Raw genomic sequence first — 26,453 nt, forward strand, 5'->3', positions numbered from 1 at the left:
TTCAGTAATGTTTCACTTTTATGAATTACTAAGTAGAAGAATGTTCAACAGTCATGACGTATACTTTTTATGGTTCATTTTGTTTACTTAGGGTTTACGACTAAATAATGTACTGTTTCGTTTGATAATATTGAAATTGGTATACCTAGTTGGTATGGTAGGTTGGTAAACCAAAAAGCAATAAAGAGTAAGAGGGGAGATTGTAAATATAACAATGCTATTTACATCATCATTATTCTTTTATAAAGAATCAAATATAAATAATTTAAGAGAACATTATGAATAACATTCGAGTAAGGCAAACTATTTTATCCTTAACTGCTATACCTATTTCTGTTGTCATGCTGATGTCATGTGCAAGTAATGGAGAAAGTGAACAATCTAGTTTTACTCCTAAAACAACGGCTACTATTCCTGCTGATAAATTTGATTTATCTCATTGGAAAATGAATGTGCCACTTGATTCAAACAATGATGGAAAAATTGATGAAATTTCAGTAAAAAAGATGCAAAGCTATTCGCATCCAGACTTCTTTTATCTTGATGAAGAAGGTTATATGGTTTTTACGGCGCCAAATAAAGCCATCACTACTGCCAACTCTAGTAATACTCGTAGCGAATTACGCCAAATGCTTCGTGGGAGTAACACTAAAATAAAAACAAGTTATCCTGGTAACAATTTTGCTATTGCAGCCCACCCATTGTCTGAACGTTTTGGTGCTGTAGGCGGGAAAATGACAGCTACCTTAAAAGTTGATCATGTTGCACTAAGAGCTAAGAATATTAATAAACCTGCAGCTTATTCCGTTGTTGTAGGACAAATTCATGCAGGAAAAGATAAAGCATTACAAGCAAAAAACTTAGGATTTGGTGCCGGTAATGAACCGATAAAAATTTATTATAAAAAATGGCCAAATCATGAAAAAGGCTCTGTTTTTTGGAACTATGAAAGAAACCTAGCTAAAAATGATCCTAACAGAACGGATATTGCTTTTCCTGTTTGGGGAAATACCTGGGAAAATTCAAATGAGCCTGGCGATAATGGTATCGCACTAGGAGAAGAATTCAGCTATACCATTAATGTACATGAAAATATTATGTATTTAACTTTTACTTCGCCAGGTAAACCAACAGTTAACTACAATGTAAATTTAGCAAACAATGTTGATGCAAACGGTGGGATAGATCCCAAAGATAATAAGTGGGGCTATACTGGCGACTGGTTATACTTTAAAGCCGGTGCTTATAATCAATGTAGCACTAAAGATGCTCCTGGTTTGTGGTATGCAGCTTGTTTAGGAACGGGAGATTGGAAAACAGATAAAGCTAATGGAGATTATACGCAAGTTTCTTTTAGTGCATTAGTGCTTAGCGACTCTACTAATCCAAGATAATAGTACATTATTCTAACTGAATTTTACTTTAAAGTTGCTTTAATCATAAGGGGGAACATGCGTTCCCCCTTAATCGAAAAGTAATTCAATATTATTTAACTATTAAATTGAGAAATTAAACTTTGTTGCTCGTGCAGTCGCTTTAATAGTTTATTACTTAACTCAACAGCTTCTTTACCATGAGACTCACTTTTGGCTGACATATCAGTAATAGATGAGATATTAAGGCTAACATTTTCAGCAACAATAGATTGCTCTTCTATTGCTGTAGATATCTGTATATTTATATCAGCTAATGCTGTTACTTCCTCATTAATTTCTCGTAGAGCTACTCCTGTTTGATCTACCATAGACACGCAATTTTCTGATAGATCTCGTCCTTTAGACATAGAATTAATTGCATAATCAGATTCTGCTCTTAATTGAATAATTAATTTTCCAATTTCATCAGTGGATTGTTGCGAACGTGATGCTAAAGCTCTCACTTCTTCTGCTACAACAGCAAAACCACGCCCTTGCTCTCCAGCTCTTGCAGCCTCAATAGCCGCATTTAATGCTAAAAGATTAGTTTGATCAGCAATAGCGCTGATTTCACCCAAGATTTCTTCTATTGATCTCGTTCCATCAATTAAACGATGAATAGCCATATCAACTTCACCTAATTGCTTAGATAATTCATTTATAGAACTCATTGTTTCAGATACAACTTCTAAACCATTATTACTAATATTCAATCCTTGCTGAGATGTATCAGCAGCTAGTGTTATCACTTGAGCAATTTCTCTTATGGTCGAAGACATTTGAGTAATAGAAGTAGCGACCTGATCAGTTTCATTTTTTTGTTCCGCAAGAATTGTTGCTACATTGCTACCCCGTTTTTCAGATTGAGTTGCTACATCATTAATAATGGTTGAATCGTCAGAAACACGCCCTACAACAGCTTTTATTTTAGCTGCTTGCATTTTCAGAGCTAATAAAATATTTCCAACCTTATCGTTATTGCCAGAATATAAAAAACTCATTAGATTATTATCATAAATATTTTTTGATTCTTGAAGTACAGTTAGATATTGAGAGCGCCACAAAGAAAAAATTAATGCCCCACAAAAAATGAGCCCTGCGAGTAAAATAGATATCATTGTATTATTATCTTCAACAAAAATATTTGTTATTGATAGTAATACAGAAAGCAATAAAATAACTTGTACCCATAAAGTTTTATCAACTTTTTCTTTAATAGCGGCTGGTTTCTTACCTTGGTGAAGCTGCGGATAAACTTCATTAGCTCTGTCAATTACTTTTCTATCAGGTAAAGTTCTAACAGATTGATATTCAAAGACACTACCAGTATCATCTTTAATTGGTGTAACAAAAGCATCAACCCAATAAAAATCACCATCTTTGCAACGATTCTTAACAGGCCCCATCCAAGAATTACCTTGTTGAATACTTGACCAAAGGTCCTTAAAGGCTTCTTTTGGCATATCTGGATGTCGAACTTTATTATGAGGATTATTCACTAACTCATCTAACGTATAACCAGAAATAGTACAAAATTTAGTATTTGCGTATTTAATATGACTATTTAAATCAGTAGTTGAAAGCAATATATCAGACTCAGAAAACAACAACTCTTTACTCATTTTATTCTCAATAATACAACGGTTAAATTAATTATATTAATCATCAAGATACAACCAAACTTAGCCTCATAACTTAATATTTTATAATTAAAAACGGAAGTTTATTGTAATATAATATTCATTACTTTTAGTGGGATAATCACTTTAAAAACATAACATTGCGAATTTTGTACAAATCTTTAATAGCAAATAAATGTTATTTACATAATCCTTTTAAATCATTCAAACTAAATAGCTAAAGACGGTTATTTACCTTTTTTTATACATATTCCAATTTATTTAAGTAATTGCAGCTTACAGAGAGGCTTTTATTTTTTATCAAATAGACTTGATTAAGATCAAACAAATTAAAATAATGCGTATTTTGTACTATTAAAATTTTAATATTTAAATCAATTACTTTAAAAGATAAACAGATCGAAACTCTAATTGAATTTCGCATTAGAATTTGTATGTTAATAACAGAGGCAATATGAAGTACTTTTATTATGATATTAATGACTTGATAAATAAAAGTGAGTCGAAGTAATCTAATCGTTAAGTGTATTAGTCAACCTATTTTACAAATTGAGACTGCTTTCCCCCTAAATGAGCCTACCTATTTAATCTGAACTTGGTTTAAGATGTTTTTAATTTATTGAAATTATTGATAATATAACTATATTTTACTCTATCTTGATAGTTTTTCTTAATTCAAGGCAGATTTCGCGTCAATAGCTAGCCTATTGCAAGTAAATTTAACGATGAACTAAGGAAAAATAACTGTTAGAGAAAGATTTATTAAACAGAGCTCAGGTTATTTAACGCGAGAGTTAAAATAAAAAAAGGAGCTTTACTAAAGCTCCTTTTTGATTCACCAAATTTCTAGTACCTTAAAAGTCCCACTTTAATGCGACTTCAAATTGAGTACCTTTCGTTTCACTTTGTATGAGCGTATCTTCAAATTCTATCGCTTTATCTTTACCTAAAATATTCTGTACTTTAAAGGTTACCGTTGAAGAAAAAGTAGGATAGTAAGTATAGACCATATCAAGTGAATGAAATGGTTGCTCGTATGCATCATCTTTACCTTCAATACCCGGTATAATAATACGTTCGCCAAACACGTTATAAACTAATGTCGCACTATGATAGCCATTAGGTGCATCCCAACCTAGATTGAAATTAAGTACATACTCTGAATGACCCGTCATTCTGCGTGTTGGGTTTGAAATACTTGTAGAGACTCCCGTCTGCTCAACAACACTTTGGGTATTAATATTAATTTCAGAATCACTTAACGTAACATTACCCGATAAGAAAAGATCGGCTCCATTTACTGGCCCTAAATCACCTAAGAAAGTAAAGTCTTTCAAAAACTCCATTTCTATACCATAAACATAACCGTCTTCAGCATTGGCAATACGGATAAGTGATGGACCATCTTGCGAAGGTGACTGTACCGATTCAATTGGCATATCCATATCTTTATAGAATAAGCCAACCGACAAGTTTTCACCTGTTTCCATATACCATTCCCAGCGTACGTCATAGTTAATTATGTCGGTACTTTCTACGCCAGGAGTTCCACCAATAGGGAAACCTGTTAAAGGATCAATATAAGTTGCTGGGGCTACTTCACGAAGATCTGGACGAATTGTTGTTTGGCCAACTGATGCACGAAATTGCATTTGATCATCTAAAATATAGGTCAATGCTAAAGCACCAAAGAATTCATCTTCTTGGAAGGCAAGATCAGCCAAGTCAGCTTCTGTTGGTTGTGATGGTAAGTCAAATTTTCCTGTTGCTGGATCAAGCGGTGCAACAACTTGTCTAAAGTCTTCATAACGAACACCACCTACTACGCGCCACTTTTCATTAAAGAAAAAATCTGCTTCGACATAATAAGCATCAATCATTTGCCCTGAATAATAATCATCACCGGCAATTGACGTATCACGCATAATATTATCATTGCCACTTAGCGGGTAATTTAAAATAACATCATCAGTTAATATAGTGTTTAATTGACTACCTGTTAAGTCTAGATCACCTAGTGCTAACGTATTAATATCAACACGTCGAGCAAATGCTTCTCTTGATTTTTTAACAAAATCACCACCAAATTTTAATTCAACTTCAATGCCAGAAAAAGCTAGTGGCAAAGACAAATTATAACCATAATTTTCTACTTCATCGTCTAAGTCTTGAAAAGTATAACGAGTAGAAGTACTAGCTTTTCTTAATGAACTTTCATTAACGTAATCAAAGATTCCATCTTCTGGTTGCCCATTATAACCATCTGAAATAATGTAACGTGTTTCTATATTACCTGGAGCATAACGGTTAGAACGTGCATCAGAATAAAACCAATCAACACCGAGTCCCCACCAGTCATTAAAATTATGCGTGCCACGTAATTGATTCGAAATCATTTCACGTTCTTCGTAGATAACTTCACTATCGCGAATTCTTAAACCATCACTCAGTAAAACGTTGTTAGTATTACCTCGTTTATCACTCACTTGATCACGAGTATCATGCAGTATTAATGAAGTAAAATCGATGCGATGGTTGCGCATGTACTCTAAGCCTAAACTCATCATGCCAGAAAAACGCACTGAATGTTCAGTTGTATCTACTTCATCAAAACCACGCACTAAAGACCAAGCACCATCTGAGCCTTTAGTAAAATCTTGACCTTCATAACCTTCTGATACTTCCCATTTATTGTCATAAGAAATAGATGAAAGAAAACCTAAACGAAAATCATCAAAGTCAAATTTATTACCAAGCGTTATATCTAACCCTGTATTTGGGTTAATACTTTCACTTTTTGGATCATAATCGCGATTAAGCTGGGCTGCCACTAATCGGTTTTCATCTTGGTCTAAACTATTGATAGAGGTATAGCTATTCCACAACTGTGTTAAATCATCTGGTGCTGCTCGCGTACCATCATCAACACCGTACCAATCGTTACCACCACCATTGTAAGTAAGCCCGTCATCAAAGTTATTAGTGTTACCACCAAGTTTAGCTTTCATGTTAAAAACGAAATCTGTTGGAATAGTTTTCAAACGAACATCAACATTACCACCAGCAAAATGGGCTGGCATACTGGCCGAATAAGACTTTTGTACTGATAAGGATTCAATAATACTCGATGGAAATAAATCTAATGGTATTACTGTTCGTGTTGGGTCAGGACTAGGTACAGCAGCACCATTTAATTGCGTACTTGAAAAACGTTCACCAAGACCACGTACATAAATAAATTTTCCATCTACAAGTGTTATACCTGTTACACGACGAAGCGCAGCGGCTGCATCTGAATCGCCTGTGCGAGAAATTTGCTCTGCACCTAAAATGTCGGCAACAAAAGCTTGATTTTTACGTTCTTGCATTACGGCACTTGCAGTACCTTTTAAGCGACTAGCTTTCACCACTACTTCTTCAATGGCCTCGCTATCGTCTTCTTCAGCTATAACCTGTCCCGTTGTTGCCATCAAAGCAATTGTTAGAGAAGATAAAGCAAAAGATTTAAACTTATTATTCATTGTAAACCTCATGAATTAGGTATTTGAACATTAATACCAAACTAATGAATAGAAGTGCTCAATTGATTAGTTTGGTATGAAATGCTGTAGTATAAAAATAATTGTGCTACAGCATTTTGATTAGCTAGTCTGTTACTCTAAACCTACAGTCCAGCCAGAAGTCCAGTTGTTTCCTTCAGTTACCGCACCAATGTGATTAGCGTTGTCAAAGAAAGCATTACCTGTAAAGTCTTTCGGGGTAGTTGTATCAATGGTGAATATACCGTTTAGTACTGTACCCATATTTTCGGCAGTTGAGTTATCATCGTTTTGATTCAGCACCCAATCTTCAGCGTCAAGTAATACCGTGCCATCCGTTGCTTTTGAATCTTTGAAGTTTTCATCACAAGCAAATACTGAATTTGAAATAACCGTATCGCCATTTATGGCTTGGTCTGTTGTTACCGTAGAGCTGCCGCCTTCAAGTTCTAAACATTCACCCATGCCTGAAGTACCTGTTACAACAAAATTATGTAACTGTGCTTTAGTACCTTCACGTAAGTATATACCTTCAGAAGCTTTATCAGGTGTATCAAAGCCATTACCAATAATCGTCATATTAGCAATTGTTGGATTAGATTGAGGTTCTTTATCAGGCGTTGAACCGTCGTTATCAGCTTCAATTGCTCGGTTAGCTTCACCGTCATTATCTGCATGTTTTACTAATACATACTGTAAATTACCGCGGTAACCATTATCCCAGTCAACACTGTCATCTTTATTCCCTGTAAGCACAACATACTTCGCATTAACAGTACCACCGAAGAATTCAACACCGTCGTCTGCATTTTCATGTACTTGAATATATTCTACTGTTGTACCTGAGCCTACACCGCCAAAAGTAATACCGTTTAACTCATTGTCTGGGGCAATTTCATAACCGGCATGTTTAACAACAACATAACGCAATGTACCTGAGCTGTCTTCATCATCAGTACCACCAAAAACACCACCTTCAGCTACACCTTCAACCTGTAATGCACAGTCACTACCATCTGATGGACATTTATTTGATTTTGCATTACCAAGAATAACAACACCGCCCCATTGGCCAGAGCCAGTAACACCTTGTGCAATATCTTCACTAGAAGTAAAAGTGATTGGGTTAGTCGCAGTACCATTAGCTTCAATAGCTGAATCACGGCTAATAACTAGGTAATCGCCACCTGAGCGACCATAAATGGTAGTACCTGGTTCAATTGTTAAAGTAGCGCTATTAGCTTTATCTTCACCAATAAATACCGGACCATTTAATGCATATAAATTATTGGCCGTTAATGTTAAATCATTAGTAATTTCACCTGTTAATTGACAGGTTGTCGTAACGCCATCAATTGGTGTAATCGGTGTAGTACCTGTTGGACAACCTTCAGCCTCAGATTCAGCTGTTGCCGTTACAACACCACCACCAAAACCAAATGCCCAACCTTGACGCCAGTCATCTGTACCATTTAGTGCACCAACATAATCTGTCGTATCAAAAAATGCATTTTGAGTATTAGCAACATCTTGACCTGCATTAGCTGCAATGAGTGGAGAACCACTATCAGGTACACCTGATTCACTAATTAAAATTGACGAACTAATACTGTTTGAAGATTCAGCACTAAACCATGCTTCCATATCAAATGAAGTGGAGTCTTTAAAGTTTTCTCCTTCACATGCCATAATGACATTTTCCATCACGATTTTGCCGCTATTGGCATTATCTACCGTGATCCCAGCTTCAAATTCTAAACACTCACCCATTTCGCTCGGGCCAGTGATAACAGTATTAAATATTTTCGCTGCTGTTCCTTCACGTAAATAAATACCTTCGGAATCTTTATCCGCTGTGTCGAAGTTATTACCAATAATGGTCATATTCGAAATTATTGGGTTAGACTGTGGCTCTTTACTTGGGTCACTACCGTCATTATCTGCTTCAATAGCACGGTTAGCTTCACCAGAATTATTAGCATGCTCAATATAAATATGCTGTAGCATACCTTTATAACCATTATCCCAATCAACACTATCGTCTTTGTTGCCTGTCAAAACTAAATGTTTTGCGTTAACAGCACCACCAAAAAATTCAACGCCATCATCAGCATTGCTGTGAACTTGAATATAGTCAACAGAAGTACCTGAGCCAACACCACCAAAAGTAATACCGTTTAATTCATTATCAGGGGCAATTTCATAACCTGCATATTTAACAACTAGATACTTTAATGCACCTGAATCATCTTCCCAATCAGTACCGCCAAATACAGCACCTTCACCAACACCTTCAACTTGTAGCGCACAATCGCTACCATCAGTTGGACATTTATTTGATGGTGCATTACCTAGAATAACTAAACCACCCCATTGACCTGAATCCGTTGTTTCACCTTGAACGTCTTGTAAAGATGTCATGATGATTGGGCTAGTTTTAGTACCTTCAGCCATTATCTTTGCATCACGGTGAATAACTAAATAGTCATTACCAGATTGACCAAAAATAACTGTGCCTGGTTCAATTGTTAATACCACATCATCAACACCACGTGCTTGTTTATTAGCAGATAAACCACCAACATCTACACCACCACTTAAAGCGTACATAACAGCATTACCATTACTGTCGTTCGCCACTAACGTTGTGCTTTCTGTAATTCTTGTATCAAGTACTTGTATTTGAACATCAAAACCTAGTGCAGCAGAAACTTGTGTGCTCAATGCAGAATTCGCCTTACCCGGTAACACTTCATCAGGTGTCGTTGGAGTCGTTGGTGACGGATTCGTTACAACTGTATCACCGACTGAATTATCTACATTTGACTCAAGGTTTATATCACCACCACAAGCAGCAAGACCAAGAGATAGAGCAGTTACAATAGCAACATTGGTTGCGCTGTGCTTAAAGATCTTATTCAATTTCATGTTTCTCTCCGAAGAGTTAGTTGTTTTATTAAAGGACTAATTAATTTTTCCAACATGCTACAAGAGAAAAATGACAGAAATGTTTTAGAAATATGACTGTTTCTTTACAGTTATATTTCATTTTAATGACAGAGATTGCGCATCAAGGGCTGTGGGCGTTATCTATATTTCACTTAAGAAAATAATCAATCCCGTTTTATGCTTAATTACACTTGTCATTAATTTGAAACATTACTTCTTTAGTGTTTTAGCTTTATAAATGCCCCTTAACTTTATGGAGTATATTAATGAAGTTTATTGAGAAAGAGCTCAGCTGGTTATCATTTAACCACCGAGTATTACAAGAAGCTCAAGATATTAGTGTTCCTTTATTAGAGCGCTTGAGATTTTTAGGAATATATTCCAGTAATATGGATGAGTTTTATCGTGTTCGCGTTGCTAATGTAAGAAGAAAAATATACATAGCAAAATCAGTGTCAGAGAAAAAACAAGCGCGTGAGCTTTATGATCTGATTCAACAAAAGGTCATTGAATTACAATTAATATTTGACGATACCTATTTAACATTACTCAATAAGTTATCAGAGCAAGATATTAATTTAATTAATGAAATGCAACTTAGTCAGGAAGAAGAAGCTTGGCTTGAAACTTATTATAAAGATAAACTACGTCGCCATATTTTCCCGCTTATTTTAACTGAAAATATTAATTTAAAAGATAATATAAAAGACGACTCGACTTATTTAATGGTTGCTATGACTATCAATAACCATAGCCAGTATGCCTTAATAGAAGTGCCCAGTAGTAATGTACCTCGCTTTGTAAAATTACCTAAATACACCAACAGTGACGATGAAAGTTCGAGTATTATTCTGCTCGACAATATAATACGGCACAGTCTCAAACAAATATTTGTCGATTTTTTCGAGTTCGACTATATTCATGCCTATTCAATGAAGCTTACCCGTGATGCTGAGTTTGATTTAAGTAATGAATTTAGTCAAAGTCTGTTTGAACAAATGAATACCAGTTTACGCAAACGAATTAACGCAGAGCCGGTTCGTTTAGTATATGACAAAAAAATGCCGGCCGACATGCTATCTGTGCTTAAACAAAAGCTAAATATTACTTCGAATCAAAGACTTGTTTCAGGTGGGCGTTATCATAGTTTTAAAGATTTTATTGAATTTCCTGATGTTGGTAATAAATCACTCTCTTACGAAAAAATGTCAGCTATAGAACATAAAGATTTTCGTAATCATCCTAATGCTTTTACTGCAATGGCTAATAAAGATATTTTACTTTATTATCCTTACCATAAATTTTCTCACTTTACGGAATGGTTAAGGCAAGCAGCTTATGATCCTAAGGTTGTTAGCATTGAAATATCACTTTATCGTGTGGCTAAGAAATCCCGTGTTGTTGCCGCGCTGATTGAAGCGGTTAAAAATGGTAAACAAACCACAGTAAATATAGAGTTAAGAGCTAGGTTTGACGAACAAGCAAATTTAAATTGGGCTGAAATATTAACAAACGCCGGTGCTAAAGTTACCTTTGGGATTCCAAATTTAAAAGTTCATGCAAAAATTTGTTTGATTACACGTAAAGAAGAGAGTGGCTTAGTGCGTTACGCGCATATAGGCAGTGGTAACTTTCATGAAAAAAATGCTAAAATTTATACTGATTTTAGTTTATTTACTTGTCGTCCTGAATTAACGGAAGAAGTCGCGCAAGTATTTAAGTTTATTAAAAGCCCATACCAAAAGTTCACATTTGAACATCTTATTATTTCACCTATTAATTCACGTGCTAGTTTTGTTGATCTCATTGATCAAGAAATAAGTGCTGCCAAAAATAATCATAAAAGTGGTATTACGCTTAAAGTTAATAATTTAGTAGATCACAGTTTAATTAATAAACTCTACCAAGCGAGTAATGCCGGCGTTCCAATTAAATTAATTATTCGTGGTATATGTACATTAGTTGCAGGAATTAAAGAACAAAGTGAAAATATTCAAGTCATATCAATTATAGATAGATTTTTAGAGCATCCTCGAGTTGCTATTTTCGAACAAAAAGGCAATCAAAAAGTATTACTTTCATCTGCCGACTGGATGAATCGTAACATTGAAGAAAGGGTTGAGGTAACCTGTCCAATTTATTGCCATGATGTAAAAAAACAAATTATCGATATTATCAATATTCAACTTGCAGACAACACCAAAGCCAGAATAATTGATAGTGAACAACGTAATCTCTATCCACCTAACCATTGTAATGAGAAGGTTCGTTCTCAAATGGCTATTTATCGTTATTTAACTAAGCAAAATGATGAATTAGTAAAAACCACTGAACTAACAGAAACTATAGAACAGAGTAAAGATATGAGTATCATGGATAATTTTATTTTAAAAAAAGAGCCTGCTTGATGATATTAAATGAATCTACTAGTGTAAAACATTTTGTAGCGATTGATCTGGGCTCAAATAGCTTTCATTTAATTATTGTTCGTGAGCAAAACAATCATACTGAGGTAATTTATAAACAGAAGCAATCTATTAGATTAGCAGCCAGTTTAGAAAGAGAAGGCACCATTAATGATCAAAGTATGACTTTAGCCATGAATTGTCTAAAGCGCTTTGCAGACTCTTTTGCTCAATTACCTAACTGTCAAGTAATGATAGTGGCGACTTATGCTTTACGGCAAGCTCAAAACAGTCAACAATTTCTTGAGCAAGCAATCACAGTTATGCCCCACCCTATAAATATTATTTCAGGGGAACGTGAAGCTGAATTGATTTTTTTAGGTGTTGCCTATACGCAAATAATAAATCAACCGACCTTAATTATTGATATAGGCGGTGGAAGTACCGAATTTATCATAGGTCAAGCATTAAGCCCTAACTTGACCCGAAGCTTAGACATAGGTTGTGTCAGTTTTAGCCAACGATTTTTTCATTCGGGGAAAATAAGCGAAGAATTAATGTTTGCAGCGGAACTTTATAGTAAACAAGTTCTAGGTAGTATATCGCTTGAATACAATAGTTTTGGCTGGGAGCAAACCCTAGGATCGTCTGGTTCAATAAAAGCAATAACTCGTATAATGAAAGAGTTATACGACGATAGTAATATTACACTCAAGCGATTATATAGAATAAAGTCACAACTTATTAATTGGGGTCATCACGATAATATAGCGTTTGCCAACTTAAGTGATAAACGTCGCCCTTTATTAGCGCCAGCAATTGCTATTTTAATACCCTGCTTTGAACTACTTAATATTGACATGCTTAAATACAATTCTGGTGGTGTTCGTGAAGGTTTATTACATCAGCTAAGGTTTACACAATAATATAAAATAGTATTGAAAAAATAAAAAGGCTGTTAATAAACAGCCTTTTTATTTATGTTGTATCAATCAGACAGATACATTGTTAATTAACAATAGTATTAACCAGCATGAACAATACGTTTTGTTATTAAGTTATCAACAACACTTGGATCCGCTAATGTTGAAGTATCGCCTAACGTATCGACGTCATTTTCAGCAATTTTACGCAATATACGACGCATAATCTTACCTGAACGTGTTTTAGGTAAACCTGGTGCCCATTGCACGTAATCAGGTTTTGCAAAGCGACCTAGCTCTTTAGCCACAAAATCTTTTAGCTCTGCATTAAGTTCATCTGACTCTTGCGCATTTGCCATCAAAGTAACATAGCAATATACACCTTGGCCTTTAATTTCATGAGGATAACCAACAACAGCCGCTTCAGCAACAGCTGGATGAAGTACTAAAGCACTTTCAATTTCAGCAGTACCTAGACGATGACCTGAAACGTTTAGGACATCGTCAACACGACCAGTGATCCAATAGAAACCATCTTCATCACGTTTTGCACCATCACCAGTAAAGTAATTACCCGGGTATTGACCTAAATAAGTTTGGTAGAAGCGATCATGATCACCATAAACAGTACGAAGTTGTCCTGGCCAGCTAGCTGTCATTACTAATAAGCCTTGGTTTTCACCTTCAAGGGTATTACCATCTTTATCAAATAATGCTGGTTGAACACCAAAGAATGGTTTACCTGCACAACCAGGTTTCATATCTACAGCACCAGGTAACGAAGTAATTAAAATACCACCAGTTTCTGTTTGCCACCAAGTATCAACAATTGGACAATTACTTTTACCCACAACTTCATAATACCAATGCCAAGCTTCAGGGTTAATTGGCTCACCTACAGAACCAAGTAAACGTAATGATGAAAGATCATATTTCTCAACAAATTCATCACCTACACTCATTAAAGCACGAATAGCTGTTGGTGCAGTATAGAATACATTTACTTTATGTTTTTCACAGACTTGCCAGAAACGTCCAGCATCTGGGTATGTTGGTACACCTTCAAAAACTAAAGTGGTAGCACCGTTTGCTAATGGGCCGTAAAAAATATAAGAATGGCCAGTGATCCAACCTGCATCAGCAGTACACCAGTAAATTTCGCCTTCTTGATAATCAAATACATACTTATGTGTCATTGCTGCATATAAAATATAACCACCACAAGTATGTACAACACCTTTTGGTGTTCCAGTCGAGCCTGACGTATATAAAACAAATAGTGGATCTTCAGCATCCATGACTTCTGGCTCACATACGGCTTCTTGTCTTGCTACAGCTTCTTCATAATTAATATCTGTCTTTTCATTCCAAGCAACATCACCACCTGTGCGAGCAACGACAATAACAGAGTGAACTTGAGGACATTCTGCAACTGCAGCATCAACATTCGCTTTAAGTGGAATACGCTTACCACCGCGTAAGCTTTCATCAGCAGTGATAACTACTTGGCATTCAGCATCCATAACGCGAGCTTTAATAGCTTCGGTAGAGAAACCACCAAAAATAACAGAATGAATAGCACCAATTCGAGCACAGGCTAACATGGCATAACCTACTTCAGGAATCATTGGCATGTAAATACAAACACGATCACCTTTTTTAACGCCACGTTCTTTTAGTAAATTAGCAAAACGACAAACATGATCATGAAGCTCTTGATAAGTTACCTGTAAATCTTCACTTGGATCATCGCCTTCAAAGATAATCGCGGTATCATTTGCCTTGGTCGCTAAATGGCGATCAATACAGTTGTAACTCACATTAAGTTTACCGCCTGAGAACCAATTGATTTCAGAATTTTTCAAATCAACTTTACTTACGCTATCCCAAGGTTGGTACCAGTCAATAAACTCTTTTGCTTGCTCTCCCCAAAATACATCTGGCTGTTCGATAGATTGCTTATACATAGCATCGTAAGTTGCGCTATCAATATGCGTATTAGCTTTGGCTTTCTCTGATACAGGGTAACAAGGTTTTAATTCATTCATAAGTTATTCCTTCTTGGGGGTTAACACCCAATATAATAATTTTTATTTTTTACTTTATCTAAATAAGTAAGATTGTGTTTATGCTAAGTATTTTACGTTGGTTTTCATATACGCCTTTAGTCTTAAGCAAATACACCTTTAGTTGGAAACTATATAAATAGTACTCATTTTAGGCATACGTTCAGAATCTTATATTTAATGTTTTTATAGGCTAAAGCCATTTTATTTTAACGCGTACATTAGCATTGACAATGGGTGTCGACAATATTGTCACTTCGCCATCTCCTAACTCATAAGGTTATTGAATGTTAATTATACAATTAATGAATTACAAAAAATTGACACATATAAAATCATCGTTGCAGATAAGTTAGCCTTAATAATTTATCAAAAGAGAAAAAAAGATCAAATCCCTAACAAATCAACAAACCTATTTTACAGTAACCTATCAAGCAGCAAACATACTCTAAGATATTTAGCTTAGCTAATGAGATAAACTAACCTGAGTAACAACACAGCGCTATACAGAAAGGCAAATAGTAATATGCTACTTATTATTTTCTAGGGAGCGTAATTAAAATCTTGTGCACTAAAAGATTAACACGTCCCTGATACACAGCACATATATCAACCGAAATAGTGTAAAAAAAGACAGTTTAGATTACTATTTGAGCAACAAAGAAATAATAAAAGTTCAATTTAAAATATACTGAAACAATAATTTGTATCATGAGTATTAATGAAATGAATAGTATTTAGCCAGCTTTTATATATCATTTTAGCTAGGTTTTGCTAGAATCTGCAAAAAATTAAAACCTCCTCTTACTCAAAACCTAGAGAATAAGCATGAAACAACTTTTATTCATTTTAGTGGCACTACTGCTTGCACCTAGTATTGCCTTTGCATCTGATGCTTCGCATCAAACCTTAAATTTAACCGCTCATTGGGTTGGCTATGCCGCAATAGCTATTTTTGTAATTGCTTATACTTTAGTTATTTTAGAGGAACAATTACACTTAAGAAAATCTAAACCTGTGTTACTCGCGGCTGGGTTAATTTGGATACTTATTGCCTTTCATTACAGCTCTCAAGGAATGCCGCACTCTGCTGAAGTAGCCATTCGCCATAACTTTCTTGAATATGCTGAACTTTTTTTCTTCTTACTTGTTGCTATGACCTACATCAATGCTATGTTAGAGCGTAATGTATTTGACTCATTACGTGATTGGTTAGTTGCCAAAGGATATAGTTATAAAACACTCTTTTGGTTAACCGGTATTCTTGCTTTCTTTATTTCCCCAGTTGCTGATAACTTAACGACCGCTTTAATTATGTGTGCCGTGGTTATTGCCGTAGGTAAAGACGAGCCTAAATTTATTGGCATGAGTTGTATTAATATTGTTGTTGGTGCAAACGCTGGTGGCGCGTTTAGCCCATTTGGTGATATTACAACGTTAATGGTTTGGCAAAAAGGCATGGTAGAGTTTAACGAATTTTTTGCATTATTCATTCCTGCTGTCGTTAACTTTTTTATTCCTGCTTTTATTATGCAATTCTTTTTACCTAAAGGTAATCCGTCAACTGAATCAGAGCACGTTACATCAATCAAACAAGGTGGTTTAGTGATTGTTGGCTTATTCCTTTTAACAATTATCACAGCAGTATCTTTCCATACATTTATTAACTTACCTCCGGTATACGGTATGATGCTGGGTCTGGCATACCTGAAGTTTTTTGCTTACTACCTTCGTAGATCTGGACAAGGTGAAATTGATAAATCAGATATGCCAACAAGCCACCAAATTGAAGATGATTTTGATATTTTTGATAAAATTGCCAAAGCAGAATGGGATACATTATTCTTCTTCTATGGCGTAATTTTAGCTGTTGGTGGTTTAGGTTTTATTGGTTATTTAGGCATAACATCTGAATTTATGTATGGTCAGCTTGGAGCAACGAATGCTAATATACTTGTGGGTATTTTATCTGCGATTGTTGATAACATCCCGGTAATGTTTGCAGTGTTAACTATGAATCCTGATATGTCACATATGCAATGGTTACTAGTAACATTAACGGCTGGAGTTGGAGGTAGCTTATTATCTATTGGCTCTGCTGCTGGTGTCGCTTTAATGGGACAAGCAAGAGGTTACTACACTTTCTTTAGTCACCTAAAATGGACTCCTGTTATTGCCTTAGGCTACGCTGCTAGTATTTATACTCACTTATTAATTAACGGCTAAAAAATTGTAACAATTTCAGATAACAACATTGATAATTAGTTGTTATGATTAAAAGCTTCTACTTTTTACTTCAAGGTAATTTAGAAGCTTTTTTTATATTTATAAGCATCGTTATCATAAGAATTATTAGGAAAAAAATGAAATTTTTAAGTGATTTAACCACTCGTTCAAAATCTTGGTTATTATTAACCATATCGGCCTTAGCTTTCGAGTTATGCGCTTTATATTTTCAATATGCAATGGACTTAGCACCTTGCATCATGTGTGTATATCAACGCCTTGCAATTTGTGCAATTATTATCGCGGGTGTGATTGGCATTGCCGGTTCACGCTTTTTACTCACCAGAATAATAGCTTATGCTTTATGGGGTGTTGGTGCTATTTGGGGCTTATTAATAGCGTTAGAGCATATAGAAATGCAAAGCAACTCAGGTTCATTATTCTTTAGTTGTGAATTTGTACCTAATTTCCCAACATGGGCACCATTACACGAATGGCTCCCATTTTTATTTGAAGCAACGGGTAGTTGTGGAGATATCGATTGGCAATTTTTAGGTTACAGTATGCCGCAGTGGATGACTGTTGTTTTTGGATTTTATACAATCGCTTTTGGTATTATTTTATTAAATAGATTAATACACAGTAAAAAACTGTAAACGTTATCGTTAAATTAAAAGCGCTTATTTAACGATAGGCGCTGCTACACCTGCAGCAACATAAGGAATTACTTGCTTAATAACGCCAGCAATATCTACTTGGCGGTCAAAATCATTTAACGCAATATCAATTAACGCATCACTTGAAGACATAGTAAACACAATAGTCCCCATCGTAAAATGTAAACGCCAAAACATTTCTTCTGCACTCAATTCTGGATAAGCTTTGTGAACAGCATTAGTGAAATTAGTAAAAACATTTGGGTATTGAGTCGTCAAAAACCATCTTAAAAAGCCTTGGCTATCGGTATAACCTCGACCCAATAATTGCAAAAAAATACTTGTGCCATTGTCTTTAAAAGTATTTAAATGAAGTAAAGGCTCAAGAAAAGCCGAAAAAACATTAATTAAACTTGGCTTTGCTTCGTCAGAGCACAATGTGCCTAATGCTGATTCTAAGCGAGGACTGAGTTCATTCATGTACCGAGACATAACAGCTTTGATTAACTCTTTTTTAGAGCCAAAATGATAATTAACTGCGGCTAAGTTTACTTCTGCTTGACTAGTAATTTCTCTTAACGATGTTCCGTTAAAGCCTTTATCAGAAAATAGGACTTCTGCTGCATCTAAAATTTTATTTTTTGTACTCATATTTCTTTATACCAAAACGCTAATATCTAACATTAAAATTCAAACAAGCGTTTAAAATAGCTTATTTATCACGTTCAGGTCAAGCAGCATCAAGACCTAAATAATAATTTATAATTTTATGTAGAAAAATTGAACTAATTATAAATAAGTGTCTCAAACCTAGTGAACATACATGTTTACTTCCTGACTCAGTGGCCTGATCTGTCAATCTGCCCTGAGTCTTTTTTTTCTGCTGCTGATAAGACCAAATAAAAAGTTTATCAAATTTATTTTCGTCATTATCAGCCTGATTAATAGCAAACTGTTACGCATTGTATACAGTAACGTCTGTTAAACAAGTCATTCACGCGTCTTTTTCAACGTGTAATTTAACTATAAAAGGCAATAATAGCTATTAATCAAACCGAATAAATCACAACCTTTTTTACTTAACTACAATAAAAAAGCCTTATGAATAAAGGCCTAGCAAGTAGAAATATCTATGACTTTAGTTTGTGATATTACTGGTTGATTTGAATAACTGAGCAACTAGATATCATTTTTACTCATCTTACTTTTCCTTTATTAGATCATTTGCATTAGTTTCATCTTTCAATATACTAAATTATCTTCCAAATTTTCTATAACACTTAAAAAACATGATGAATAATATAACAAATACGTTCAAATTTACTTCTATTGCTTTAGTCATAGCAGCGTCATTATCTGGTTGCTCTCAAGTTCAAAGTAATTCAACAACAACATCACAAACAGAAGAAAAAGCGTTAACAAGCCAAGATGCGCAAGTGTTTCTAGATGATGTAGCAAAAGAAATGACTGCTTTAGGAGTGTCTGGTGCAAGAGCTGCATGGATATATTCAAACTTTATTACAGAAGATACAGCATCTCTGGCAGCAGAAGCTGATCAAAAGTCTACTGAAGCTGGTGTTCGTTTTGCTATGCAAGCAGCTAAGTTTGATAATGTCGACGTCAATCCAACGCAACGTCGTCAATTAAATATATTAAAACAGTCTTTAGTCTTACCGGCACCTCAAGATTCTAAAAAATCTGCTGAATTAGCACAGATTGGTGCAGAATTAGGCAGCATCTATGGTAAAGGAAGTTACACAACTAAAACAGGTGAAAAACTTAGTTTAGGTGATATGACTTCAATTATGTCAACGTCTCGTGATTACGATGAATTATTAGAAATGTGGCAAGGATGGCGTGAAATCAGTCCATCAATGAAGCCTTTATATGCTCGCCAAGCAGAATTAGCAAATGAAGGGGCAAAAGGATTAGGCTATAAAGATCTTGGAGCTATGTGGCGTTCAAACTATGATATGCCTGCCGACGATTTTGCCAATGAATTAGATCGACTTTGGGGGCAAGTAAAGCCTTTATATGATGATTTACATTGTTATGTACGTAGCGAGCTTGGTAAAGAATATGGCGAAGATAAAGTACCACAAGATCAACCTATTCCAGCGCATTTACTTGGTAATATGTGGGCACAATCTTGGGGAAATATTTATGATGTGGTTGCTCCCGATAATGCCGATCCAGGTTATGATGTAACTAAGCAATTAGCAGTTCATGATTATGATGAAATACAAATGGTTAAAGGCGCAGAAAAGTTTTTTACTTCACTTGGATTTGACGCATTACCCGAGACTTTTTGGACTCGTTCATTATTTACTAAACCTGAAGATAGAGATGTAATTTGTCATGCTTCAGCGTGGGATTTAGATGCTAAAGATGATTTACGCATTAAAATGTGTATTCAAAAAACGGGCGAAGAATTCTCTGTTATTCACCACGAATTAGGTCACAATTTTTATCAACGAGCCTATAAAGATCAGCCTGTATATTTCCAAAACAGTGCTAATGACGGATTTCATGAAGCAATTGGTGATACTATTGCCTTATCGGTTACACCAAAATATCTAAAAGAAATTGGTTTAATTGACACTATTCCTGATGAGTCAAAAGATATTGGTTTATTGATGAAAATGGCCTTGGATAAAGTTGCCTTTATTCCTTTTGGTTTAATGGTAGATCAATGGCGCTGGAAAGTTTACTCAGGCGAAATTACACCTGAAAACTACAATACTGCTTGGTGGGAATTACGTGAAAAATATCAAGGTGTTGCCGCACCAGTTGAGCGTGAACAATCAGCGTTTGATCCAGGTGCAAAATACCACGTTCCAGGTGGTGTTCCATATAGCCGTTATTTCTTAGCGCATATACAACAATTTGAATTTCATCGTGCTTTATGTGAAATTGCTGGTAATACCGATCCGATTCACCGTTGTTCTATTTACAATAATAAAGATGCAGGTAAAGCACTTAATACTATGTTAGAAATGGGCTCTAGCCAGCCTTGGCAACAAGCGTACAAAGTATTAACCGGTAATGAACAAATGGATGCTACGGCAATTTTAGATTACTTTGCCCCATTACAAACTTGGCTAAAAGATAAAAACCAAGGTAAACAATGTGGCTTTTAAATAAATAATCCACAGATAATTTTACTCAATAAAAGCCCTAATATTCACGATATTAGGGCTTTTTATTTTGACCTTGGATTATCACACCAACACTGAGCATAATATGTTAGACTGCCTCGCTATTGTCTATCATCACATTCTAAATAATCATTTCATGTTGCTGTAATATATCTATTAATTAGGGTAAATACTGCTAGGAAATTGTGTAGTGATGAACGACCAACAGGTAATGCCTTTACTCCTGCTCGTAAATTAACTTGTAGATATAAATAGGTAACCACTAATAAACAATAGCGTATTTTACTAAATTATTATGTCTGATTTTTTCATTTCACAACTACTCGTTAGCGTCACACTCATTATTGAATGCTGTGCTATGCAACTGAAGAACAAAAACTACATTTTGGCTCTATTGTCTGTTAGTTGTTTTTTTAATGGTTTTCATTATCTATTACTTGATCAGCCTACCGCAGGTTTTATTTTTTTGTTTTCCAGTTTGCGTTTTTTAATTTCAATAAAATGGAAGTTAAAATGGCTTTCCTTTGCATCGCTTGGCGTAAGTTTACTCATAACCGTTGCTACTTATATTGGTTTGTTAAGCATTGTTGGCTTTATAGCAACAGTATTTATTACTATCGGTTCATTTAGTCACAATGATAAATTTTTACGCTTAATGATGATTATAGGAGGCTCATTATGGCTGGTGCATAACCTTATTTTGTGGACGCCTATAGGGGTACTCGTTGAAGTCATTTTTGTTGGTAGTAGTTTTATAGGATATTATCGTTATTATCTCGCGCAAAAACCAATAAAGTATTAACCCGAATTAATCAGTAAATAAAATACTGGTTTGATAAGGCTGAATCGATACTGAGAGAGTCCAGCTATAAAATTTATAGTGGTTACAGTCAATGCTATGTCGGCTCCTTTTTTAAGCCATTATAAAAAGACTCATGCTATTAATATCGCTTAAAGTAGCATTTAATTCTTTTTCATTTATATTGATCAAAGTACTCCATAACAGCGTTGCTCTTTACTACAATAACAATTATTCTCAATTAAGGGCCTTACCTTGATATATTTTCCAGTACACAATAAGATTATAAACTTAATGAGAATGATATATTAACAACCTAATCAATACTTTAATTCAAGATAATATTAGATGACTAGAAGACATAATTATGTTGCCAGTAAAAACGCTTTAGTACTAACCGGTGGTGGGGCTCGAGCCGCCTATCAGGTAGGAGTTCTTTCAGCTATAGCTAAGTTTGTCCCTAGAAATCATGCTATTCCCTTCCCTATTCTCAGTGGCACTTCAGCCGGAGCTATCAACACTACTGCCTTAGGCTGCTACGCATCATGTTTTCATTTAGGGGTAAAAAAACTTGAATGGGTATGGAAAAATCTCGATACCAGTAAAATTTATCATAACAATACCCGCGGTGTATTTGGCCATATAGGTAAAGCTATGTTTGCTAACTTTCAAGCTGATTACGCCAATAAATTACCACGTAGTTTATTAAACAATGAGCCGCTTCGTGACCTACTAAACTCTGTTATGAATTTTAAACGTATTGATAATAACATTTTACAGGGATATCTATCTGCCACATCAGTTACCGCTTCCAGTTATAGTACAGGAAATTCTATCAGTTTCTTTCAAGCTGACGATACGATAACGCCCTGGAATAGAGAAAAGCGTTGTGGTCAAGCAACTCAACTTAATACTGAACATTTAATGGCTTCAGCAGCAATTCCTCTAGTATTCCCGTCTGTAAAAATTAAAAAGAATCACTTTGGCGATGGCTCTGTACATCAATTATCGCCACTAAGCCCTGCGATCCATTTAGGCGCGAAGCGTATTTTTATTATAGGTGTAGAACAACCTAGAGAGCCTATTTATGTTAATGAAAATACCCCTCACCCGCCGACGGCAGCAACAATTGCTGGTCATCTATTAGATTCTATATTCGCTGACACTATGAATAGTGATTTAGAACGTATGGCCCGTATAAATGAAACTTTAAAGTTGATTCCAAAAAGTAAAAAAGAAAATGTTGAAGGCCTAAAGCATATTGATAGTTTTATTATTAATCCAAGTAGTGATTTTAATACTATCGCACTAAATTATTATGATGATTTACCTTTACCTGTAAGAATCTTATTACGTAGCGCCGGAATTAATAATGATGCTGAATCAAGTCTTATTAGCTATTTACTGTTTGAAAAAAACTTCTGCAGCGAACTAATAAGATTAGGGTTTAATGATGCCATGGAGCAAGAGAATCAAATCAGGCATTTCTTAAATTTATATACAGCAACTAAGTCTTAAATAAACTGCCAAAATAAATGTACGTATAAAAGCTTATGTCTTAATATGAAAACCCGTTTAAATTTAGGTTTGTACTAATGAAAAAAATTATAATTTTTATATTACTTGCTATCGTACAATTCTCAGCCTTTTCACAAACAACATTACTAAAAAATATTAATGGTTATACATTAAATGAAACAGGTGAACTTGTTCAGTTTTCAGCTATGCAGTTTACCGATGACAAAATAGATAAAATATTTACCAGCAATGACATCCTACCGACAAAAAATATACAAGAAATTGACGGACAGGGTAAAACACTATTACCTGGTTTAATTGATGCTCATGGACATGTATTAGGCTACGCCTTAAGCTTAATGCAAGTGAATCTAAACAATGTATTATCTGAGCAAGAAGCAGTTCAATTAGCGATTAACTTTCATAAAAAACATGAAAATGGACAATGGCTGTTAGGCCGAGGTTGGAATCAAGTTTTATGGAAAGATCAACAATACCCAACAGCCATCTCACTTGATGAATATTTCAAAAACACACCTGTTTGGTTTAGCAGAATAGATGGTCATGCAGGCTGGGCAAATTCAAAAGCGATGGAGTTAGCGGGTATTGATCATACCTCGGTTTCACCTAACGGTGGTGAAATAGTCAAAGATAAACAAGGTAAACCTACCGGTATTTTTATTGATAATGCAATGAGCCTTATCACCGATAATATTCCTATGATAACGCAAAAAGAGATGAAAGAAGTTTTAGTAATCGCTTTAAATGAATTAGCTAAAGTAGGCTTAACATCAGTACATGATGCTGGTATTAGTAACGCAAATATTTCGGCTTATAAAGCATTAGCTTTAGAAGATAAGATGCCAATTAGAGTCAATGGTATGATCTATGTTGATGATAAAAATTTACAAGAATTATTAAAACATGGGCACTTTAAATCCCCTGATGATAAATTTATTATCAATAGTGTTAAAATTTCAGCTGATGGTGCTTTAGGTAGTAGAGGTGCGTCATTAATTAAAGATTATTCCGACTTAAGTAATCATAGAGGCTTATTACTCTACAACCAAGAAACGTTAGCCTCACTGATACAAACAGTAATGATGGCAGGTTTTCAAGTAAACACTCATGCAATTGGAGATAATGCCAATAAACTTGTCTTAGATCTTTATGAAAAATATATAAAAAGCACGAAAACAAGAAATATGCGTCACCGAATAGAGCACTCGCAAATTCTTCGTCTAAAAGACATCCCTCGCTTTGATGAGTTAGGCGTAATAGCCTCAATGCAAGCCACTCATGCAACAAGTGACAAGAATATGGCACAAGACCGTTTAGGTGAAGAAAGAATATTAGGTGCTTATGCATGGCAAAAACTAATCAAGGCTAATGCCATCATTGCTGGCGGATCAGACTTTCCTATTGAATCAAGTAATCCATTTTTTGGCCTTCACGCAAGTGTCACAAGACAAGATCATCAAAACAAACCAGCTTTAGGTTGGTTTCCAGAAGAATCTATGTCCATTAAGGAAGCATTTAGAACATTTACTGTTAATGCTGCCTATGCAGGCCACCAAGAAGATATTATTGGTATACTTGCTAAAGATAAAAAAGCTGACTTTATTCTGATTGACCAAGATATTTTTGCCATTCAAAGCAGTGACATTTGGAAAACTAAAGTTTTACAAACCTGGGTAGACGGTAAACAACTCACGTTCAATGAGTAATACTGTATATTAGAACGAAAAGTAAAAAATACTAAGTAAAGGTGTTGTAATAGAAGCTTTATCTATACGTTTTACAATACCTGACCTGCACTGGCAGTAATTAGTTCTATTTAAGAGATAATATAAATTAATTATGTATTATCTCGTCCAATCAATATTTTCAATAAAATAATGCGAGTATAAGATACTCATGTTATAAATCATCCCTAACCCTATGCTATTAATACTAAAAATGTCCTATATAGCTATTTAAAAGAAAAAACAAACTTGCCACCCGGCAAACTATTGCCGTCAATTTGCTGACAAGCAATATACCATCTAAAAACCATACAAGGCATCCACACAAAGATGGAATAAAAGACATATAAATCAATTACATAGATAGAAACTTGAAGATCGTTTTTTTAATTGAACCACACTCTAAATTATTGGAATAATTTTTGCTTAAACATACTTATTAACAACTAAAGCTATGTAAATAGAGGCGTAAGTATGCAAACATTGAATATACTTGAAAATACAACACCATCATTTAATGTATTTAATGTATTAGCAAATAGTACTGCTATCAATAATAAACAAAATATGAGTTTGTTAGAGCAACTCCAAACAACCTTATCTTTAGAGAAATTACTCGATATTTTTGCTATGGAAGCCGCTCGTTATATCAAATTTTCAGGGTTATATTTTAAAAGTGAAATTGCCAGCAAAACTTTACGTGGAAGCCGTAAATCAAAACAGGAACGCCACTTTGAATTAAAGCTAAATAATGAATTTATTGGGACGCTTACCTACGGTATAAATAACCCTATTAGCATGCATCATTATAAAGACTTACAACGAATCCATAAAATACTATTATACCCTTTAAAAAATGCTCTCCAGTATCACCAAGCGATGCAACTTGCTATGGAAGATGGTTTAACGGGCTTAGGGAACCGTAGATATTTTGATGATCAATTAAAACGTGCCATGCATAATGCAAATCGTCAACATGAGATGGTTGGTTTGATTTTAGGAGACTTAAACAAATTTAAAGCCATTAATGACAATTACGGTCACAGTATAGGGGATCAAGTACTGATGCAATTCTCTGATATTTTAAGAACTTGTGTACGTGATTCCGACAGTATATTTCGTTTTGGTGGTGATGAATTTGCTATTATTGTTGAGCATGCGAGTAAAGATGCTTTAGATATCATTGAAAGCAGAATTGATGGTGCTTTAAAAACAAACATCATACTTTCAAAATACCAAGTAGGTTGCAGTTTAGGTACAACCTTTATGACTAGAGCTGATAATGAGCAAACATTATTTGAACGAGCTGATGCAGCGCTCTACCGTGAAAAAATGAAAAGCATAACAGGCTTGAGTGTTGTTTAAGCCAGCCAACTTAAACAACATAAACAACATAAACAACATAAATATTAAA

The 26,453-nt window shown here is 34.8% G+C and carries 15 protein-coding genes; 10 read left to right on the forward strand and 5 right to left on the reverse strand.

What is annotated here, in order from left to right:
- Window positions 1-278: 278 nt before the first annotated feature.
- A complete protein-coding gene (locus Q4503_RS07190) occupies window positions 279-1,394 on the forward strand; it encodes a polysaccharide lyase family 7 protein (RefSeq protein WP_303601829.1) in 1,116 nt (371 codons plus the stop codon).
- A gap of 95 nt (window positions 1,395-1,489) precedes the next feature.
- On the opposite strand, the gene Q4503_RS07195 is transcribed toward Q4503_RS07190, so the two are convergent.
- From Q4503_RS07195 to Q4503_RS07205, 3 genes are all read right to left on the reverse strand, one after another.
- A complete protein-coding gene (locus Q4503_RS07195) occupies window positions 1,490-3,037 on the reverse strand; it encodes a PAS domain-containing methyl-accepting chemotaxis protein (RefSeq protein ID WP_303601830.1) in 1,548 nt (515 codons plus the stop codon).
- An 872-nt stretch (window positions 3,038-3,909) separates the two neighbouring features.
- Window positions 3,910-6,576 (reverse strand): TonB-dependent receptor, encoded by a 2,667-nt coding sequence (locus Q4503_RS07200; protein ID WP_303601831.1) that lies wholly within the window; start codon window positions 6,574-6,576, stop codon window positions 3,910-3,912.
- Window positions 6,577-6,708: 132 nt separating this feature from the next.
- Window positions 6,709-9,522 carry a hypothetical protein gene (locus Q4503_RS07205; protein WP_303601832.1) on the reverse strand — a complete coding sequence of 938 codons (2,814 nt, stop codon included), beginning with the start codon at window positions 9,520-9,522 and terminating at the stop codon, window positions 6,709-6,711.
- 287 nt (window positions 9,523-9,809) lie between these two features.
- Here Q4503_RS07205 and ppk1 point away from each other — a divergent pair, with 287 nt between their 5' ends.
- Together ppk1 and Q4503_RS07215 are read left to right on the forward strand one after the other, a co-directional pair.
- The gene (gene ppk1, locus Q4503_RS07210) at window positions 9,810-11,951 is read left to right on the forward strand and encodes a polyphosphate kinase 1 (RefSeq protein ID WP_303601833.1); all 2,142 of its coding nucleotides are present in this window, start codon (window positions 9,810-9,812) and stop codon (window positions 11,949-11,951) included.
- The gene (locus Q4503_RS07215; RefSeq protein ID WP_303601851.1) at window positions 11,951-12,874 is read left to right on the forward strand and encodes a Ppx/GppA family phosphatase; all 924 of its coding nucleotides are present in this window, start codon (window positions 11,951-11,953) and stop codon (window positions 12,872-12,874) included. The genes ppk1 and Q4503_RS07215 overlap by 1 nt, the downstream gene beginning before the upstream one ends.
- A gap of 98 nt (window positions 12,875-12,972) precedes the next feature.
- Here the strand turns inward: Q4503_RS07215 and acs are convergent, their stop codons facing one another.
- The gene (gene acs, locus Q4503_RS07220) at window positions 12,973-14,919 is read right to left on the reverse strand and encodes an acetate--CoA ligase (RefSeq protein WP_215974559.1); all 1,947 of its coding nucleotides are present in this window, start codon (window positions 14,917-14,919) and stop codon (window positions 12,973-12,975) included.
- Between the two features lie 846 nt (window positions 14,920-15,765).
- On the opposite strand from acs, the gene nhaD reads away from it, so the two are divergent.
- Together nhaD and dsbB are read left to right on the forward strand one after the other, a co-directional pair.
- Window positions 15,766-17,163: a sodium:proton antiporter NhaD gene (gene nhaD, locus Q4503_RS07225; protein WP_215974560.1), complete on the forward strand. Its 1,398-nt coding sequence runs from the start codon at window positions 15,766-15,768 to the stop codon at window positions 17,161-17,163.
- Between the two features lie 137 nt (window positions 17,164-17,300).
- Entirely contained in the window at window positions 17,301-17,819 is a 519-nt protein-coding gene (gene dsbB, locus Q4503_RS07230) for a disulfide bond formation protein DsbB (protein WP_303601834.1), read from the forward strand.
- Window positions 17,820-17,843: 24 nt separating this feature from the next.
- Here the strand turns inward: dsbB and Q4503_RS07235 are convergent, their stop codons facing one another.
- Window positions 17,844-18,470, reverse strand: a complete 627-nt coding sequence (locus tag Q4503_RS07235; protein WP_303601835.1) for a TetR/AcrR family transcriptional regulator — start codon at window positions 18,468-18,470, stop codon at window positions 17,844-17,846.
- 641 nt (window positions 18,471-19,111) lie between these two features.
- On the opposite strand from Q4503_RS07235, the gene Q4503_RS07240 reads away from it, so the two are divergent.
- From Q4503_RS07240 to Q4503_RS07260, 5 genes are all read left to right on the forward strand, one after another.
- The gene (locus tag Q4503_RS07240) at window positions 19,112-20,959 is read left to right on the forward strand and encodes a M2 family metallopeptidase (RefSeq protein WP_303601836.1); all 1,848 of its coding nucleotides are present in this window, start codon (window positions 19,112-19,114) and stop codon (window positions 20,957-20,959) included.
- A gap of 313 nt (window positions 20,960-21,272) precedes the next feature.
- A complete protein-coding gene (locus tag Q4503_RS07245; protein WP_303601837.1) occupies window positions 21,273-21,779 on the forward strand; it encodes a YgjV family protein in 507 nt (168 codons plus the stop codon).
- Between the two features lie 345 nt (window positions 21,780-22,124).
- Window positions 22,125-23,294, forward strand: coding sequence for a patatin-like phospholipase family protein (locus Q4503_RS07250; protein ID WP_303601838.1), 1,170 nt, complete (start codon window positions 22,125-22,127; stop codon window positions 23,292-23,294).
- 77 nt (window positions 23,295-23,371) lie between these two features.
- Window positions 23,372-25,021 (forward strand): amidohydrolase, encoded by a 1,650-nt coding sequence (locus Q4503_RS07255; RefSeq protein ID WP_303601839.1) that lies wholly within the window; start codon window positions 23,372-23,374, stop codon window positions 25,019-25,021.
- 492 nt (window positions 25,022-25,513) lie between these two features.
- Window positions 25,514-26,404, forward strand: coding sequence for a GGDEF domain-containing protein (locus Q4503_RS07260; protein WP_215974567.1), 891 nt, complete (start codon window positions 25,514-25,516; stop codon window positions 26,402-26,404).
- Window positions 26,405-26,453 lie beyond the last annotated feature (49 nt).

The sequence above is a fragment of the Colwellia sp. 6_MG-2023 genome, from assembly GCF_030547765.1.
GTDB lineage: Bacteria > Pseudomonadota > Gammaproteobacteria > Enterobacterales > Alteromonadaceae > Colwellia.

Excerpts from the sequence above, each read along its gene's own strand:
- Q4503_RS07190 (WP_303601829.1), top strand. The coding sequence starts at position 279 with ATGAATAACATTCGAGTAAGGCAAACTATTTTATCCTTAACTGCTATA.
- Q4503_RS07195 (WP_303601830.1), bottom strand. The coding sequence starts at position 3,037 with ATGAGTAAAGAGTTGTTGTTTTCTGAGTCTGATATATTGCTTTCAACT.
- Q4503_RS07200 (WP_303601831.1), bottom strand. The coding sequence starts at position 6,576 with ATGAATAATAAGTTTAAATCTTTTGCTTTATCTTCTCTAACAATTGCT.
- Q4503_RS07205 (WP_303601832.1), bottom strand. The coding sequence starts at position 9,522 with ATGAAATTGAATAAGATCTTTAAGCACAGCGCAACCAATGTTGCTATT.
- ppk1 (WP_303601833.1), top strand. The coding sequence starts at position 9,810 with ATGAAGTTTATTGAGAAAGAGCTCAGCTGGTTATCATTTAACCACCGA.
- Q4503_RS07215 (WP_303601851.1), top strand. The coding sequence starts at position 11,951 with ATGATATTAAATGAATCTACTAGTGTAAAACATTTTGTAGCGATTGAT.
- acs (WP_215974559.1), bottom strand. The coding sequence starts at position 14,919 with ATGAATGAATTAAAACCTTGTTACCCTGTATCAGAGAAAGCCAAAGCT.
- nhaD (WP_215974560.1), top strand. The coding sequence starts at position 15,766 with ATGAAACAACTTTTATTCATTTTAGTGGCACTACTGCTTGCACCTAGT.
- dsbB (WP_303601834.1), top strand. The coding sequence starts at position 17,301 with ATGAAATTTTTAAGTGATTTAACCACTCGTTCAAAATCTTGGTTATTA.
- Q4503_RS07235 (WP_303601835.1), bottom strand. The coding sequence starts at position 18,470 with ATGAGTACAAAAAATAAAATTTTAGATGCAGCAGAAGTCCTATTTTCT.
- Q4503_RS07240 (WP_303601836.1), top strand. The coding sequence starts at position 19,112 with ATGAATAATATAACAAATACGTTCAAATTTACTTCTATTGCTTTAGTC.
- Q4503_RS07245 (WP_303601837.1), top strand. The coding sequence starts at position 21,273 with ATGTCTGATTTTTTCATTTCACAACTACTCGTTAGCGTCACACTCATT.
- Q4503_RS07250 (WP_303601838.1), top strand. The coding sequence starts at position 22,125 with ATGACTAGAAGACATAATTATGTTGCCAGTAAAAACGCTTTAGTACTA.
- Q4503_RS07255 (WP_303601839.1), top strand. The coding sequence starts at position 23,372 with ATGAAAAAAATTATAATTTTTATATTACTTGCTATCGTACAATTCTCA.
- Q4503_RS07260 (WP_215974567.1), top strand. The coding sequence starts at position 25,514 with ATGCAAACATTGAATATACTTGAAAATACAACACCATCATTTAATGTA.